Annotated in this window: 15 protein-coding genes; 8 read left to right on the plus strand and 7 right to left on the minus strand. The window is 67.6% G+C overall.

What is annotated here, in order from left to right; all coding sequences use genetic code 11:
- Positions 1-21 precede the first annotated feature (21 nt).
- Positions 22-492: an SIP domain-containing protein gene (locus MRBLMI13_RS01560; RefSeq protein WP_042541887.1), complete on the plus strand. Its 471-nt coding sequence runs from the start codon at positions 22-24 to the stop codon at positions 490-492.
- Between the two features lie 164 nt (positions 493-656).
- On the opposite strand, the gene MRBLMI13_RS01565 is transcribed toward MRBLMI13_RS01560, so the two are convergent.
- From MRBLMI13_RS01565 to MRBLMI13_RS01580, 4 genes are all read right to left on the minus strand, one after another.
- Positions 657-1,103 carry a hypothetical protein gene (locus MRBLMI13_RS01565; protein ID WP_042541886.1) on the minus strand — a complete coding sequence of 149 codons (447 nt, stop codon included), beginning with the start codon at positions 1,101-1,103 and terminating at the stop codon, positions 657-659.
- Positions 1,100-1,903 carry an arginase family protein gene (locus MRBLMI13_RS01570; protein ID WP_309687540.1) on the minus strand — a complete coding sequence of 268 codons (804 nt, stop codon included), beginning with the start codon at positions 1,901-1,903 and terminating at the stop codon, positions 1,100-1,102. Before MRBLMI13_RS01570 ends, MRBLMI13_RS01565 begins: the two co-directional genes overlap by 4 nt.
- Positions 1,904-1,970: 67 nt before the next feature.
- Positions 1,971-2,714 (minus strand): PspA/IM30 family protein, encoded by a 744-nt coding sequence (locus tag MRBLMI13_RS01575; RefSeq protein ID WP_367820916.1) that lies wholly within the window; start codon positions 2,712-2,714, stop codon positions 1,971-1,973.
- Positions 2,715-2,769: 55 nt separating this feature from the next.
- A complete protein-coding gene (locus tag MRBLMI13_RS01580; protein WP_042541883.1) occupies positions 2,770-4,818 on the minus strand; it encodes a TPM domain-containing protein in 2,049 nt (682 codons plus the stop codon).
- A 122-nt stretch (positions 4,819-4,940) separates the two neighbouring features.
- Between MRBLMI13_RS01580 and MRBLMI13_RS01585 the strand changes: the two genes are divergently transcribed.
- The 5 genes from MRBLMI13_RS01585 (at position 4,941) to MRBLMI13_RS01605 (ending at position 9,000) form a co-directional block, all read left to right on the plus strand.
- The gene (locus MRBLMI13_RS01585) at positions 4,941-5,780 is read left to right on the plus strand and encodes a DUF3097 domain-containing protein (RefSeq protein ID WP_042541882.1); all 840 of its coding nucleotides are present in this window, start codon (positions 4,941-4,943) and stop codon (positions 5,778-5,780) included.
- A gap of 43 nt (positions 5,781-5,823) precedes the next feature.
- Positions 5,824-6,549, plus strand: a complete 726-nt coding sequence (trmB, locus tag MRBLMI13_RS01590) for a tRNA (guanosine(46)-N7)-methyltransferase TrmB (protein ID WP_309687549.1) — start codon at positions 5,824-5,826, stop codon at positions 6,547-6,549.
- Positions 6,546-7,439 (plus strand): CPBP family intramembrane glutamic endopeptidase, encoded by an 894-nt coding sequence (locus MRBLMI13_RS01595; RefSeq protein WP_367820914.1) that lies wholly within the window; start codon positions 6,546-6,548, stop codon positions 7,437-7,439. The genes trmB and MRBLMI13_RS01595 overlap by 4 nt, the downstream gene beginning before the upstream one ends.
- Before the next feature lie 29 nt (positions 7,440-7,468).
- Complete coding sequence (locus tag MRBLMI13_RS01600) at positions 7,469-7,861, plus strand: DUF1304 domain-containing protein (protein ID WP_367820912.1); 393 nt, start codon at positions 7,469-7,471, stop codon at positions 7,859-7,861.
- Between the two features lie 62 nt (positions 7,862-7,923).
- Entirely contained in the window at positions 7,924-9,000 is a 1,077-nt protein-coding gene (locus MRBLMI13_RS01605) for a DNA polymerase IV (RefSeq protein ID WP_367820910.1), read from the plus strand.
- Positions 9,001-9,020: 20 nt separating this feature from the next.
- Here MRBLMI13_RS01605 and MRBLMI13_RS01610 read toward each other — a convergent pair whose 3' ends face one another.
- The 3 genes from MRBLMI13_RS01610 to MRBLMI13_RS01620 all read right to left on the minus strand — a co-directional run bounded on the left by MRBLMI13_RS01610 (position 9,021) and on the right by MRBLMI13_RS01620 (position 14,409).
- Positions 9,021-9,422: a RidA family protein gene (locus tag MRBLMI13_RS01610; RefSeq protein ID WP_042541878.1), complete on the minus strand. Its 402-nt coding sequence runs from the start codon at positions 9,420-9,422 to the stop codon at positions 9,021-9,023.
- Positions 9,423-9,505: 83 nt separating this feature from the next.
- Positions 9,506-12,148 (minus strand): X2-like carbohydrate binding domain-containing protein, encoded by a 2,643-nt coding sequence (locus MRBLMI13_RS01615; RefSeq protein ID WP_367820908.1) that lies wholly within the window; start codon positions 12,146-12,148, stop codon positions 9,506-9,508.
- A gap of 56 nt (positions 12,149-12,204) precedes the next feature.
- On the minus strand, positions 12,205-14,409 hold the full coding sequence (locus tag MRBLMI13_RS01620; protein ID WP_367820906.1) for an alpha-galactosidase: 2,205 nt from the start codon (positions 14,407-14,409) through the stop codon (positions 12,205-12,207).
- 164 nt (positions 14,410-14,573) lie between these two features.
- Here MRBLMI13_RS01620 and MRBLMI13_RS01625 point away from each other — a divergent pair, with 164 nt between their 5' ends.
- Together MRBLMI13_RS01625 and MRBLMI13_RS01630 are read left to right on the plus strand one after the other, a co-directional pair.
- Positions 14,574-15,548: an ABC transporter permease gene (locus MRBLMI13_RS01625; RefSeq protein ID WP_367820904.1), complete on the plus strand. Its 975-nt coding sequence runs from the start codon at positions 14,574-14,576 to the stop codon at positions 15,546-15,548.
- A complete protein-coding gene (locus MRBLMI13_RS01630) occupies positions 15,545-16,528 on the plus strand; it encodes a carbohydrate ABC transporter permease (protein ID WP_231567638.1) in 984 nt (327 codons plus the stop codon). The genes MRBLMI13_RS01625 and MRBLMI13_RS01630 overlap by 4 nt, the downstream gene beginning before the upstream one ends.
- The last annotated feature ends 17 nt before the right edge of the window (positions 16,529-16,545 follow it).

Raw genomic sequence — 16,545 nt, forward strand, 5'->3', positions numbered from 1 at the left:
GTCCTGTATGATGGATGCATCATGGAGACCTTCCTCGAGACCCGCAGCACGCGTGCCGAGCGCCGCGCCGCACGTCGTCGCGCTCACCACCTGGTGACCGCCGACGAGCATTCGCTCGCCGAACTCGAGGTCTTCCTCACGACTCTGCCGCTGTGCGCGTCGGGCCGGATCTTCATCGAGGTCGCCGACGCATCGGACATCGGCGTGATCGACGCTCCCGGACGCATGACCGTCACCTGGCTCGCTCGAGCCCAGCGATCGGGAGCACCCGGAACCGGGCGGGCCTGCGCGCCCGGACAGGCGCTCGCGCGAGCAACCTGCGCCTGGGCTGACGAGATGCTCTGCGACGACGAGCTCGAGACCCACATCACCCTTCTCGGCGGCTACCTCGGCACGGCCGACATCGTCGAGCACCTGACCGGCACCCTCGACATCCAGCCCGCTCAGATCTACGCCCCCGAGCGGTTCGGACTTCTTCCCGTCGACCGCTGAGGGCTCTGCCCGTCCACGGCTGAGGGCTCCGCCCGTCTACGGCTGAGGGCTCTGCCTGTGTGCAGCTGAGAGCTCTGCCTGTGTGCAGCTGAGAGCTCTGCCTGTGTGCAGCTGAGAGCTCTGCCCTCTGCGGATCAGGGCTCTGCCCGTCTACGGCTGCCCGTCTACGGCTGCGGGCGGCTGCGGCGGACGTAGTTGCCGTCTTCGAGCCCCGCTTCGATCTCGAAGCGGTTGTGCAGGGGATCCCGGCCTGCGAAGAGATAGAGCACCGGAAGCAGGAATCCGTAGCGCAGCCACTGTGCTTTGTGCACCGCCTCGTGGCGCAGCATCGCGTCGCTGGGTCGGGCGTCACCGGTGAGGAAGCAGCCGCCCACGCAGACCCCGCCGCGATTGAACGTCCAGTTCGGCATCCCTCGGAACACCCAGAGGCCTGCTCGTCGTTCCACGGGGCCCGTGCTCCACAGTGAGCCCCAGATCCAGCCGACCGCCGTGCCCCACCAGTATCCGATCCGGCTGACCGGCGAGCGGAGGAGGAACGAGGGGATTCTCCGGTCGAGTCGTCGACCGCGCGCCAAGGCGAGCTCGGCAGCGGGCCGCCAGTCAGCCGTCATGCGACAGCACCGACGAGGCGGAGCAGCGCTCCCAGGTCGTCAACCGCATCGGCGGGCGACCGCGGGGCGAATCCGGCGATGGTCGCGCCGGCCAGCGGCACGCGTGACCGCAGCGCGCGGATCGCTGCGCTGAGGGCCGCAGGCGCGAGCCCGAACGGGGCAGGGGAGGAGACGCCGGCGATCTCGGCGGGATCGAGCACGTCGACGTCGATGTGCACCCATACGCGGCGTGCGCCGGTCGCCTCGACCGCGTCGGCCAGGGCATCAGGCGAGTCGAGATCTTCGACGGAGAGCTGCGTGAGTCCGTCGAGAGCAGTGACCTCGGCATCGTCGAGATTGCGCATGCCCACCGTGACCACTCGATCACGTGCGATTCCGGGCGTGAGCGTGAGCTGAGGTTCTCCCTCGCCCAGCACGGCTCGGAGCGCCATGCCCGAGAACGCGCCGGAGGGGGAGGTGTCGGGCGTGTGCATATCGGCATGGGCGTCGCACCACACGACGGCGAGGTCATCGGTGCCGCCGGGGAGAGCCGCCAGGGCGGCGACCGTCACGCTGCAGTCGCCGCCGATGATCACCGTGTCGGCCGTCATGCTCGCATCGACGAGTTCTCTGGTGCGAAGAAGCGCGCTGAGGCGTCGAACGCCGGTGCCCAGGGACTCGCCCGCCTCCACCGGCACATCGAGCACGGTGGTCGCCGCGCGCGGAAGGTCGCCGGCGATCGCCGAGGCGCCGTCGACGAGGAGCATCGCGCGCGGGGCAGGGGAGCCCTGCCATTGCGGGACGACGAGGAAACGCACCATGGGTGCCTCCAGCTGTGAAGAGGAGCGGGTGCCTCGGACACGAGGATCCGAGGCACCCGCAGGTGTATCAGGAGCCTTCGATGGCCTGACGAGGGGCGGAGCCGCCCGCCTTCAGCTCGGCGAGACGAGCCTCGACCTCGGTGAGCTCACCGAGGTCTTCGAGGCTCTCGAACTGCGCGTCGAGGCTGGAGGCCGCGAGTTCGATCTTGCCCTGGGCAAGGGCCTCCTGGCGGCGGACCTTGTCTTCGAAACGGCCCAGCTCGCTGGTGGGGTCGAGGACGTTGATCGACGAGACCGCGTCCTGGACCTTCGTCTGCGCCTCGGCGACCTTCGCGCGGGCGAGCAGCTCGCTGCGCTTGTTCTTGAGCTCGCCGAGCTTGTCCTTCATGCCGTTGAGGCCGGACTTGAGCTTGTCGACGATCTCGGTCTGTGCCGCGATCTGGGGCTCGGCCCCGGTCGCCTCGCGCTCGGCGCTGATCTGACGCTGAAGAGCGATCTTCGCGAGGTTGTCGAACTTGTCGGCGTCGGCCGCGTCGCCCTTGGCGCGCATCTCGTCGGCCTTGCGGCTGGCGGCGAGCGCCTTGTTGCCCCACTCGGTGGCCGCCTGGACGTCTTCTTCGTGGTCGCGCTCGAGCAGGCGCAGGTTGCCGATGGTCTCTGCGATGGCCGACTCCGCATCGGCGATGCTGTTCGTGTAGTCGCGAACCAGCTGGTCGATCATCTTCTGCGGGTCTTCCGCAGAGTCCAGGAGGGAGTTGATGTTCGCGCGGACGAGGGTCGAGATACGTCCGAAGATGGACTGCTTGGTCATGCGTGGTTCCTTTCAGAGGGTCGGACTCGATGTCTGGGGTCGATGTGTGTACGGTTCAGAAGCGTCGCCCTCCCGAACGGCCGCTGCGGCCACTGGAGCGGCTGCCGCCGCCTCCGCCGAAACCGGAGCTGCGGAAACCGCCGCCTCCGCTGGAGCGCCAGCTGCTGCTGCGGGAGGAGCCACCGCCGCCCCCACCACCGGAGAGCAGACCGCCGATGATGCCGCCGAGGATGTCGCCGCCGAGGCCGGAGCCGCCGGAACCGGATCCGCCGAAGATGCTGCCGCCTCCGCCGCCCCAGCTGTCGTTCTGGTACCGGCTCGGATTCATCGCCTCGACGTCGGCCTGCGCGGACGACGTGGCCTGACGGACGAGATCGAGCGAGCGACCGGCTTCGGTGAGCGCCGCCACGGGGTCGGTCGCGCGCAGGTTCAGTGCCTGGGTGAGGGAGGCCTCGGCCTGCGACAGCCGGGTGCGTGCGGTCGACCCGACCGTGCCGCGGCGCGTCTCGATGTACTCACGGGTCGCGCGGATCTCGGAGCCGGCCTGGGTCAGCGTCTGCTCGAGCATCTGCTGCGCTCGGCGTGTACGCTCCGCCGCCTGCGTGCCCTGGGCGATCGCGGCATCGATCTGCGTGTTAGCGGCAGTGAGGGCGTCGAGCACCCGCCGGGGGTCGCGTGAGGCTCCGGCGAGGCCGGTCTGGGCCAGCTGCAGCTGGCGGACGGTCGCCGTGGCGACCGAGGCGATCGCTCCGTCAGGGTCTGGCAGCTGCTGCGCGGCGGCGACGTCTGCCTGCAGCTCGGTCACCAGGGCCTGCGCCTGCGCTTCGATGTCCGTCAGCTCGGAGCCGAGCGCGGTGATCGCCTGAACCAGCTGAGCCGCCTGTGCGACGGACTGCTCGGCCGTGCGGATCGCGAAGGCGGCCTCGCCCGACCTTCCCGCGGCGATCGCCTGTGCTGCGGCCTCGATCGAACGGTCTGCGAGCAGCGCGCGCTCCTGGGCCTGCGCCGGGTTGTCTGCGACGGTCGACAGAGCCGTCGAGTCGTAGGTGTCGGCGAGAGCCGAGAGAGCAGCGGCCGCGCCGTCGAGGAGAGGCTGGAGCGCTGCCCGCTCACCCTTCACTCGCTCGAGTTCCTGCGGTGCATTCTGCTCGAGCTTGCGAAGGGCGTCGAACGCCTCGGTGTTCTCGTCGAGAACATCGTCGATCTCGTCACAGATCTGGATGATGCGGATGTGCCACGCGCGACGATCGTGGACGGTGTCCTCGATCTCGTCGTCGAGCTTCTGCTTGAGATCGAAGGCCTCCGACATCTTGGCCTTGGCGGTCTCGACGGCGCCGGTGAACGCCGAGGTGGCCGCTTCGCCGAACTGCGCGACGGCGAAGCCGAGCTCCTCCCGGCTCGAGGTGATCGCATCGTCGGCCTGCACGAGGGCAGCACCTGCCTGCGTCTGCACCTGCTCGTCGGTCAGAGTCGAGAACGGATCGTTCGGATCGGGCTTCTCCGGCATGGCCCCGCGCCTGCGTATCTCGGCGTTCCTCCGCGAGCGGCGTACGAGCGCGATGACGAGCCACACGACGAGGCCGAGTGCGATGACAGCGACCACGATCAGGGTGGCTCGCAGAGCGCCCGCCCCGCCGTCACCCTCGATCTCGTCGGCAGCGAGGACGATCATGCCCTCCCAGTCCTCCTGTGCGGCCAGGCCCTGGATCTTGTCTTCCACATCGTCGAGCTTGCTGTCGCTGAGCGGACCGTCGGGGGCGGCCGAGATGTAGTAGCTGCGTCCGTCCACCGCGATGGCGAGAAGATACTGCTCGGAGCCGAGGTTGTTGCTCTCTGCGACGGTGTCGGCCCAGGCGACGTTGTCGGACGGCGAGGTGAAGTCGTCGACGAGGACGACGAAGAGGTCGGAGGAGGAGTTGTCGCTGAGCGTCTGGAGTCGAGCCTCGACAGCATCCTCTTCGCTCGCGCTGAGGACGTCGGCGTCGTCGGTCACGTACCCCGAGTCGAGAGTGACCGGATCGGTCGCAGACGCGGCCGAGGCGGAGAACGCCCCTGCGGCCGCTGCCGCGGTCAGCGCGGCCAGCGCGAGCCACCGTGTCTTCATCGTGTTCCCTCCGACCGGCAGCCGAGCCCCATGGCACGAGTCTATGCACTGAGACCGACACGCGACAGCTTCCGGGCGGGGATAGCCGTTCGCCCTCAGCGGAGACACATACGCTGGATGGCATGGACGACAGGTATGGATCGGATGTGCTCGCGGCCGGATGGCGGGAGCGCGCAGCGAAGCCGGTTCCTCAGGTTGCGGCCGAGCTCGATCTCGTCGTCGAGGTCGCGCAGGACGGATTCTGCGGAGCGGTCACGCGGGTGCAGGGCGGCAACGTCGAGCTCGAAGACCGAGTCGGGCGCAAGCGCCTCTTCCCCCTGGGCGGCGGGTTCCTGATCGACGGATCGCCTGTGCGCCTCACCGTCCCCGCAGCGAAGGAGCAGGGACTCCGGCGCACGGCATCCGGATCCTTCGTGGCCGCCGACCAGCGAGCCAGGGTCGCACTGCCCAGCCGCATCCTGGTGGAGGGCAAGCACGACGCCGAGCTCGTCGAGAAGGTGTGGGGCGCAGATCTGCGGGTCGAGGGCGTGGTCGTCGAGTTCCTGCAGGGAGTCGATCTGCTCGATGAGCTGCTCGCCGCCGAGCCGCCGACCGCCTCCCGGCGCTACGGGGTGCTCGTCGACCATCTCGTGCCGGGGTCGAAGGAGTCGCGCGTCGCCGATGCGGTCGCCCGCGGACCGCATGGAAAGCACGTACGCATCGTCGGCCATCCGTTCGTCGACGTCTGGCAGTGCGTCACCCCGCGGGCTCTCGGAATCGCGAAGTGGCCGGAGATCCCCCGGGGGACGGACTGGAAGACCGGGATCTGTCGTGCGTTCGGCTGGCCATATGAGACGCAGGGCGACACCGGTCGGGCCTGGCAGCACATCCTGTCGAAGGTGCACACGTATCGCGACCTCGAGCCCGCGCTCCTCGGCCGGGTCGAAGAGCTGATCGACTTCGTCACCGCGCCCGCGCCCTGATCCGCGGTCTGTGGCGTCGATCGCCGCCGACTACCCTGGAAGCATGCCCGAACCCCGCACCTTCCGCGACGAACCGGTCTCCTTCGTGCGCCGCAGCGGCCGGATGTCCGACGCGCAGGAACGCGCGTTCGACGAGCTCGGACCGCACTACCTCCTGGATGTCCCTCGTGATGTCGCGTGGACCTCGGTGCACCCTGAAGCAAGGCTCGACCCGACCGTCGAATACGGACGGACGGCCGATCTGTTCGTCGAGATCGGATCCGGGCAGGGGCACGCCATCGTCGCCGCGGCGTCGTCGCGCCCCGATGACGACTTCCTCGCCGTGGAGGTCTTTCGCGCCGGGCTGGCGAGGACGATGCTCGATGCCGACCGCGAGGGCGCACGCAACGTGCGTGTGGTCGAGGCGAATGCGCCGGAGGTGCTCTCGTCTTACCTGCCCGAGGAAGCCGCAGCGGAGGTCTGGATCTTCTTCCCCGACCCGTGGCACAAGAAGAAGCACACCAAACGCCGGCTCGTCCGCCAGGGGTTCGGTGACACCGCCGCCCGCGCGCTTCGCGACGGAGGTCTCCTCCGCCTGGCGACCGACTGGGAGGACTACGCCCTCCAGATGCGCGACGTGCTCGACGACGAGCCGCTGTTCGAGCGCGCTTTCGACGGTGACTGGGCGGAGCGGTTCGACGGACGAGTCATGACGGCTTTCGAGCGCAAGGGGATCGCCAAGGGACGCGACATCCGCGATCTCGTGTATCGGCGGAAGCCGCGCGCGTGATCGGCACCCAGCGCACGTCGACCACCTGGCCCGCCGTCGCACCTGCGCTGCTCGTGTGCCTTGCGGCACCGGCGTTCTTCGTCGTGCAGATCGCATGGCTCGGCTGGGTGCTGCTCGCGCTCGGCGTCGGCGCCGCCTGGCTGGTCGAACGGCGTGTGCCCTCGTCCCCGGATCAGACGGCGACCGTCGGCGCGCGGCCCGAGAGCGCTCGCGTGATCGGAGCGAGTCGTCGGCCTTCGCTCACCCGGGACCTCTCGTTGATCGCGCTCGGAATGCTCATCGTGAGCGTCATCCCGCTGGCGGCGGAGCTCGACAACCTGGCGATGCTGCGCTTCACGCTGGCGCTCGGAGGTGCGGTCGCCGTGCCGTACGTCGTCTCGCGCTTCGTCTTCCGAGATCGGGCGATCGGTTTCCCCTGGCGTGCACACCGGCGATGGGGGCGCCTGCAGTGGGGCTGGCTGGTGGCGGTCCTGGTGCTCGGCTGGCTGATCCTGCCCTTCTACTTCATCACGAGCGGGGTCTATCAGAACTGGCCGGTCGTCGACTCGCCCGAGCTCATCGCGCGGCTGTTCGTCGGCGTCGGCGCAGTCGGCATCTGGGACGAGCTGTTCTTCATCTGCACCGTGTTCGCACTGCTGCGCAGACACTTTCCCGATGCCCTCGCCAACGTGCTGCAGATGATCGTGTTCGTCTCCTTCCTGTGGGAGCTCGGCTACCGCGAGTGGGGTCCGCTGCTCACCATCCCGTTCGCGCTCCTGCAGGGGTTCATCTTCATGCGGACGCACTCGCTCGCCTATGTCGTGACCGTGCATCTGCTCTTCGACGCTGTCGTCTTCGCCGTGCTCGTGCACGCGCACAACCCCGGGCTGCTGCCGATCTTCCTGATCTGACAGCATGCGAGGGTCGATACGATCGAGTCATGCTCATCGTCGGACTCGTCCTCGCCGCGGCCGCTGCCGCCTTCCACGTCTTCATCTTCGCGCTCGAATCGCTCAAGTGGACCGAACCTGAGACGAGGAAGATCTTCGGCGTCGCCAGCGAGGCCGACGCCGTCACGATGAAGGCCCTCGCCTTCAATCAGGGCTTCTACAACCTCTTCCTGGCGCTGACCGCGCTGCTCGGCGTCGGCTTCGTGATCATCGGCCTCACGACGATCGGGCTGACTCTGGTCTTCGCCGGCACGGGGATGATGCTCGCCGCGGCACTGGTGCTCGTGCTCTCCGACCGCACCAAGCTGCGGGCTGCCGCGATGCAGGGCACTCTGCCGCTGCTCGCCGTGATCACGACGGCGATCGGCATCTCGATCAGCTGAGCGCCGCACGCTGATCGTGTGCGAGGGGTGACTTCCCGAGTGACACGGGCCACACTCGATGCATGAGCGACTGGGTTCTGCACGTGGACATGGACCAGTTCATCGCTGCGGTCGAGGTGCTGCGCAGACCCGAGCTTTCGGGGATTCCCCTCATAGTCGGCGGCAGGGGGGATCCCACAGAGCGAGCCGTCGTGTCGACGGCGTCGTACGAGGCGCGCGAGTTCGGCATCGGATCCGGGATGCCGTTGAAGATCGCCGCGCGCAAGGCTCCCGAGAACGCTGTCTTCCTTCCGGTGGACCACGACGCCTACGAGTCGGCGTCGACGGAGGTGATGTCGACGCTGCGCGCGCTGCCAGGGGTGGTGCTCGAGGTCATCGGCTGGGACGAGTGCTTCCTCGGCGTCACGACGGACGATCCTGAGGGGATCGCGCGCCTCGCTCAGAGCGCGGTGCTCGAGGCGACCGGGCTGCACTGCTCGGTCGGTATCGGAGACAACAAGGTGCGCGCCAAGATCGCCACCGAGTTCGGCAAGCCCCGAGGAGTGTTCCGGCTCACCGCCGACAACTGGTTCGAGGTGATGGGAGACAAGCCCACGCGGGGGCTCTGGGGTGTGGGGCCGAAGGTGCAGAAGAGGCTCGCGGCCCACGGCATCACGACCGTCCGTGAGCTGGCTGAGGCCGATGAGGGCCAGCTCACCGCGGAGTTCGGTCCCCGGATGGGCGTCTGGTATCACGGTCTGGGGTCGGGGCTCGGACCTGCCGTGGTCGACAGCACCCCCTGGGTGGCACGCAGCCACAGTCGTGAGACGACCTTCCAGCAGAACCTCACGACGCCCGCGGAGGTGCGATCGGCGCTGGTCGATCTGGCCGGGCAGGCCTTCGACGACTGCGCCTCCGAGGGGCGGGCGGTCGTCCGCGTGCACCTCAAGGTGCGTTACGCACCGTTCGAGACGAAGACCTTCGGTCGCAAGCTGTCAGAGCCGACGACCGAGCGGGCCGAGGTCGTCGATGCGGCTCTCGCTCTCGGTGACACGCTCGATCACGACCGTGAGGTGCGACTGCTCGGTGTTCGCGCCGAGATGGCCATGCCGGACGGCGGCGACTCGGCCGAGCGGACGCCGGTGCGGGGCAGAATCTGAACAGCTGACGCCGGGTCAGGTCATTCGCGGATGACAGCGGCGATCGCGCTCACCTCGATCACTGCTCCGGGGACGCCGAGACCGGCCACCAGGGCTGCGGTCACCAGGGGAGGGGCGCCGTCGCGCGCGAGCGTGGATGCGACGGCGCCGTAGGCAGCGCGCAGATCAGCATCCTGATGGATGTAGATGGTCCAGCTGATGACGTCGTCGAGGCTCGCGCCGGCTGACTCGAGGGCGATGCGGGCGTTCTGAACCGCTCGGAGCGACTGCTCGGCGGCATCCGCCGAGACGAGCGCGCCGGTCTCGTCGACGCCGTTCTGGCCGCCGATGTGGATCGTCGTGGCCCCTGGGGGGACGACGGCGACATGACTGAATGCGGGGCTCACGACGAGTCCCGCGGGCTGTGCGAGTGTGATCTCCATGCCGCAGAGTATGCACCCGGGCGCGGACATCCGCGAGGCGCACGGTGCTGCCGGGGCGGGCGCGAGGCCCGCCCCGGCAGTGATCAGCCGACCTTCTTGACCGTGTACCGGAACACGTCCGTGCGCAGCACGTCTCCCGACGTCTTCACGATCTTGATCGTGTGCTCCTTGTCTTTCAGACCCGAGACGGAGAACAGCTCCTGGGTCGAGACGCGCGATTCGTTGTGAGTATCGATGCTCTCGACCTTCTTGCCGTCGATGTAGACGTCGACCGTGCCCTGGTCAGGGCCCTTCGGACCGATCCACGAGACGCCGGCTCCGCGGAAGCTGAATGCCACGGACGCTCCGTCAGCCACGGTGGCGTGCACGTCATCGAGGTGATCTCCCGTGAAGTCGAAGTCCAGGATCGTATCGCCGACGGGAAGCGTCGCAAGGTACGACGAGCGGATCGTGACCGTGCTGCCCGACAGCGTGAAGTCGACGTCGCGCTCGAGCGCATCGCCGGCGACGCTGATCGAGGCGAGCTCGCCGGGATCCCGCAGCACGTCGACGGCGACATCGGCGGGCGCGGCCTTGTTGAAGGCTCCCGAGGTCGTGCTCAGCTGGCTGTCGAGCGTGACGACCAGCTTGTCGAGGAGCATGAAGGAGCCGGACTTCTTCACCGCACGCAGGGTGTGGCTCCCGCTCGCGAGGTCGGCGACGCCGTAGACGACCTGCTGCGAGAGTCGGCCGTCCGCCGCAGGAAGCGACGTGTCCACGGTCTCCACGAGCTGACCGTCGAGGTAGATCTCGACCTCTCCCTGCGACTCGTGCTTCTCGGTGATGTACTGGATGCCGGTGCCTTGGAACGTGTACTCGAACGCCGCTCCGTTGGTCTCTGCGTAGTGCACATCGTCGCCGTGATCGCCGAGTCCTCGATTGTTGCTGTCCCCCCACGAGCCGCTGTAGCCGATGCGTGCATCGTCGTCGTTCAGCGTCACCGTGAGACCTGTGGCGGGCGGGGTGGGCGTGCCACCCCCCGGGGTGTCGGACACGGCGACGGTGAACGGCTGCGATGTCGCCGGGACTTCGTTGCCGTCGTTGCGGATCCAGTCTCCGTCGTAGCCGACGCGCAGCGAATCATCGTTCACCGTGAGCACGGCCTGCTTCGCTGGCGTCACCTTCAGCAGGCGCACACCATGGATCGGCACGCTCTCGGCTGTGAAGCCGTCGGCCTCCGTGCCCAGGTTCTTGCCGGCCCAGAGGTCGCGGATCTTCGCGGATCCGTCGAGACCGATGTCAGACCAGTCGACGGTGATGTCGGCGTCTGCACGACCGAGGTTGTACAGCGCGACCGTATATGTGCCATCGGGGTTGAGTGCGTACCAGACCTGCTGCTTCGTGCCGGTCGAGACCGGTCGCGCGGGGACACCCGCCTGGTTCACGGCTATGACCTCGCGATTGGTGATCAGGTCGAGGCCGAACTCATCGAGGTTCGTGAGGTCGTTGCCGAGGTACATCGGGGCGGCAGATGTCGCCCACAGCGTCGTCGCCGTGCGCCGTTCGTCGCGGGTGAGGCCGTCCATCCTGCCGTTTCCGACATTGAGGGAGTCGAGGTCGTTCCATCCGGCGGGTCCGGCGTGGCGCCACCAGTCGGAGAGCCGCGGGAACAGACGCGCGACGTTCTCCCAGGTCGTCAGCGCCTCGTCGCCGCAATAGCACTCGACGTCCCAGTCGATGCGCCAGCCGTCGGCGTGCTGCTTCCAGTAGTCGGCGTAGTTGATGTCGACCGCCCACGACAGCTCGAACCAGATGTCGTTGCGTTCGAGGGCCTCAGACCACGCGGCCACCTCCTCGCGAGCATCCATCGAGAGGTCGCCGATGCCGGAACCGGGCGTCACGCTGTCGAACTTGATGAAGTCCACACCCCACTCGCCGAGCAGGTCGGCGATCGAGTCGATGTACTTCTGCGTGCAGGGGTTGTCGAAATCCAAGCGGTAGCCGAAGCCCCAGTAGTCGCCCTGCTGCAGGGGCTGCTTGAGCAGGTTCTCGGTGGTGCAGCCCGGCGCGTTGTGGATCGGAAGCGCCTTCTGAGCGGTCTCCAGGCTCATGCCGGGGATGAGATACAGGCCGACCTTCTGGCCGTTTCCGTGCACGTGGTCGATCACGGCATCCAGTCCGTCGGGGAACAGCGTCGTGCTGGGTATCGGGCGTCCGTACTCGTCCTGGCCGCCGTTCCACCCTGCGTCGATGTTGATGTATTCGTAGCCGAAGTCCTGCAGCTTGTCGTGCATGGCATCGGACTGCGCCATGATCTGATCGGCGGTGATCCACTGGCCGCCCTCGTAGACCTGCATGCTGTAGCTGCTCCAGCCCATGTAGGGCTTCGCGGACAGCTCGGAGATCCCGTCGTCGGCGTCCGACGTGGCTTTCGCCGCCTCCTTCGCCAGCGGTGCCTGGGTGGCATCGGGCGAGGCCGAGGGGGCGGGCTCGGAGGTTTCGGTCGGCGTCGGATCCTCCGTCGGGGGCGTGGTCTCGGGGGATTCCTCCGCCGGGGGCGGCGTCTCGGGAGAGTCCTCCGCGGGTGGTGACGGCGTGGAGACCGGGGTCGCTTCCGGAGCAGGCGTGGGGGTGGGCGTCGCCGCGGTCGCCCAGGTCGCGCCGGGGGCGAGACTCAGGACGAGTGCGGTTGCGGCGAGTGCCCCGGTGATCGAGGCCGCTCGCCTTCTCTGTCGATGGGTCTTCATTGCTTTCCTCTCGTTCGACTGCTCTGTCGTGTGGATGGGAAGGAAGAATCGGGGTGTCAGCTGTCGGTGCGCCGGATCTCGATGAGCATCGCCTGCTGCGCGTTGAGGGTCGGGAGAGGAACCCCCACAGTGCTCAGGACCACTCCCGGCACTTCGATCGCGCCCACCAGAGCGGTGGTCACCCACACGGGGTCGCCCCCGTGCCGACTCGCGGAGCCGAGGTCCTCGCGGATCCGGACGCTGTACGCCGCGTGCGCATCGAGCCCGGGGAAGCGCACTCGACCCGACTGACCCGCCGCCGAGGTCGCGAACCTGCTCCACGTGAACAGCGCCGCGGAACCGTCCTGGGCGACTATCCCCGAGAGCGAGGTCGCCTGATCGGCGAGGTCTGCGTTCACCACGCGACCGCTGTGCAGCAGGTCGCGGAACTCCCGGTACATGCCGGCCCAGCGGGCGATCGCGGCCAGCTCGTCGTCGTCCACCGATGTGAGGTCCTGCTCGATGCCGGCGTGAGCCGTGAGCGAGGTGGCGAGACGGAACGACAGATCGGTGGTCCGCGCCGTGGTGTGCGAGCGAGCGGCCCCGAGGTGAGACCCGATCAGTTCGGGTGGCACGATCGTGCGCGTCCACCGTTCGATCTGGATCCGCTCGACCGGATCGTTGCAGTCGGATGCCCACACGCGATCGGTGCGGTCGAGGATTCCGAGGTCGACCCGACCGCCGCCACCCGAGCACGTCTCGATCTCGAGCTCCGGGTGGCGCAGGCGGAGCTCGTCGAGCAGCCGGTAGAGCGCTTCGGTCTGCCGATGCACACTCGGACGATCGCCATCGGTGCCGCGACTCACCGCCTCGAGGAGGTCGCGGTTGTGGTCCCACTTGAGGTAGTCGATCGAATGCTCGCGGACCAGCGCGTCGATGCGTTCGAGAAGGTACTCGTATGCCTCGGGCCTGGCGATGTCGAGCACGTGCTGTGATCGGGATTCGGGCCCGAACCCTTCGGCGGGCCCGAGGACCCAGTCAGGATGCGACCGGGCGAGGTCGGAGTCGAGGTTGATCATCTCGGGTTCGAACCACAGGCCGAACTGCATGCCGTGTGCGCGGACGACATCGACCAGCGGGCTGAGTCCGTGCGGCCAGACGTCCTCATCGACGAACCAGTCGCCGAGGCCGGCATCCGCCTCCCGCCGACCGCGGAACCAGCCGTCGTCGAGGACGATGCGCTCGACACCCACCTCTGCAGCCCTCTCGATCAGGGCAGTCAGGCGGGCGAGGTCGTGATCGAAGTAGACGGCCTCCCAGGTGTTGAGGACCAGCGGGCGCGGGCCGCGCGGGTGCGAGTCCCGCGCGCGAAGCCGCCGGTGCAGTCGATCGCTGATCGCATCGAGGCCGTCGTCTGACCAGGCGAACAGGGCGGTCGGCGCGTCATAGCGCTCGCCATCCTCGAGGATGACCTCGCCGGGGTGCAGATCCTCGCCGGCGCCGAGGACCGAGCTGAATGCCCCGGCGCCCTCGGGAAGGCGCTCAGCGAGGTACTGCTGCTCGCCGCTCCATGCGAGGTGCACGGCCCAGATCTCGCCGTGACCGAATCCGAAGCCGTCGGTGCCGGCCGCGAAGAGGAAGGGAGAGTCATGGCCGGGCTTGCCACGGTGTGCGGACCGCAGGTGTGTTCCGAACCCGAACGGCGACCTCTGCGGAGACCGCTCACGACACCACTTGCCCGTGAAATCCAGGATCTCCGTCGCGCGTTCGGGAAGGGGGAGCAGGGCGAGGAACGCGCCGACCGTATACGCGGTGTCTCCGATCCGCGGGCTGAGTTCTGCGGCCCTGGTCAGCGAGGCGTCGACGGCGAGCACTCCGTGCGCGTCGAGGTGATACCGCAGCTCGGTGCGGATGCCGCAGACCTCGTCCTCGAACTCGAGCGCGATGCGGCCGCCGACTGCGTCTGACGGGATGACCGCGTCGTGCCGAACGAGCCGTGGTCGCGGCGTCGTCGCGCGGCCCTGCGCGTGTCCGGACAGCGCGGGTGTTCCTGACCAGCCCTCGTGCTCCGTGGGCAGAGCGGAGAACGAGCGGGGGATGTCGGGGGAGTTGTTGAGCTGAGCGGGGCTGGCGGTCAGCGCCAGCGCATATGCGGTCACCGCTGTGGACTCGCCGAGGTCTGCGCCCCAGTGCAGGACACGGGGGATGGGGGCGGAGATCTGGAGAACGAATGCGACGCCTGAGGCGCGGAGTGCGACGACGGTGTCGGCACGGGAAGTCATGGGATAAGACCCTCCGGTAGTTACTTGACAACGTCAATAAATCACGTTTGCGAGGGAGGTGCAAGCGATCCGCAGAAATCTCCGCCGCGAAAGTCGGCGTTTACTTTTTCCGCTGCACGTGATTTTATTACGTCGTAAAGTAACCCTGCCCTGGGAGGGCGATCATGAAGCTCAGTGCTGAGCACGCACCACCGGTCGAGGTCTCGACACCGGCTCCTCGACGTACCGACGCACGTTCCCGGTTCGCCCGCAGTCTGCGTCGCTACTGGCAGCTGTACCTGCTGCTGTTACTGCCCGTCATCTGGTTCATCGTGTTCCGATACGTGCCCATGGCCAACGCCGTGATCGCGTTCAAGAACTACAACCCCATCGACGGCGCGTGGGGGAGCCCGTGGGTCGGGCTCGACAACTTCACGGCGCTCTTCCGCAATCCCGTGTTTCCGAAGCTGATCGGCAACACCTTCATCCTTGCCGTGTACACGCTCATCGCGAGCTTCCCTCTTCCGATCATCCTCGCGATCATGCTGAACGAGGTCAGGCTGCGGTTCTTCACACGCACCGTGCAGCTCGTGACCTACGCCCCGTACTTCATCTCGACGGTCGTGATCGTGTCGATGACGATCCTGCTGCTGTCGCCGAGAGTGGGGATCCTCGGGCGCACTCTCAGCTTCTTCGGTGCCGGACAGGTCGATCTGCTGGCGAGTGCCGACTTCTTCCGCCACATCTACGTGGCGACCGACATCTGGACGACGACCGGCTACTCGGCCGTCATCTACCTCGCAGCTCTGGCCTCGGTCGACACCTCGCTCTATGAGGCCGCGAAGATCGACGGCGCCTCGCGGCTGCAGAAGATCTGGTACGTCGACCTCCCCTCGCTCCTGCCCACCGCCACGATCATCCTGATCCTCGGTGTCGGCAACATCATGGCGATCGGATTCGAGAAGGCGTTCCTGTTGCAGAACGCGCTCAACCTCTCGACCTCGGAGATCATCCCGACCTACGTCTACAAGACGGGCATCCTCAATGCGAACTTCAGCCTCGGAGCCACCATCGGGCTCTTCAACGCCGTCATCAGCCTGCTGCTGCTGCTCGTCGTCAACGGCATATCCAAGCGAGTGACCGGAAGCGGGTTGTGGTGAGCACTGTGATCAGAGAACAGCCTCTCCTCACCGAGGAGATCGTCGTCTCGTCCGGCAGAGGACGCGGTCGGCGCCGGCGCGACCCCCTGACCTCCGGCGTGAAGGTCAAAGAGACCCGCGCGGATCGCGTCTTCGTGATCGCCGCCTACCTGCTGCTCACGGTCTTTCTGCTCGTCGTGCTCCTGCCCCTGCTGAACATCGTCGCCAGCTCGTTCTCGAGTCCCCAGGCGGTCTCATCCGGGCGCGTGCTCTTCTGGCCCGTCGAGTTCACGCTCCGCGGCTACACGGAGGCGCTCAACAACCCGGCGATTCTCCGAGGATTCGGCAACTCGGTGTTCTACACCGTGGCCGGCACCGTCATCAGCGTCGCCGGCACCGTCGCCATCGCCTACCCGTTGTCGCGGGCCAACCTCTTCGGCCGCAAGACCCTCACGGGAGGCGTCGTGTTCACGATGCTGTTCTCGGGTGGAGTCATCCCGATGTACATCGTGGTGCAGTCGCTCGGTCTGCTCGACACGCGATGGTCGATGCTCCTCCCCAACGCGATCGGTGTCTGGCAGGTGATCATCGCGATGGTCTACTTCCGGACGTCGATCCCGGACGAGGTGTACGAGGCCGCGCAGCTGGACGGCGCGAGCGAACTGCGGATCCTCTGGACCATCGTGCTGCCGCTGGCGAAGCCTCTCCTCGCGGTCATCGCGCTGATGTACGCCATCATGCAGTGGAACTCGTACTTCGACGCCCTCCTCTACCTGCGCGACGCCGATCTGCAGCCGCTGCAGCTGGTGCTCCGAGGCATCCTCATCCTCAACGACGGCGGAGGCGGTGGCGATCTCGCCGCACAGCTCGAGCGCCGAGAGCTCGCAGACCTGCTGAAGTACTCGACCGTGATCATCGCGACGGTCCCGATGCTCATCGTCTACCCGTTCGTCGCGAAGCACTTCAGCAAGGGGATCATGGTCGGCGCCGTCAAAGGCTGATCAGACCCCACTCAGAC

It is taken from the genome of Microbacterium sp. LMI13-1-1.1, assembly GCF_040815625.1.
Lineage (GTDB): Bacteria > Actinomycetota > Actinomycetes > Actinomycetales > Microbacteriaceae > Microbacterium > Microbacterium forte.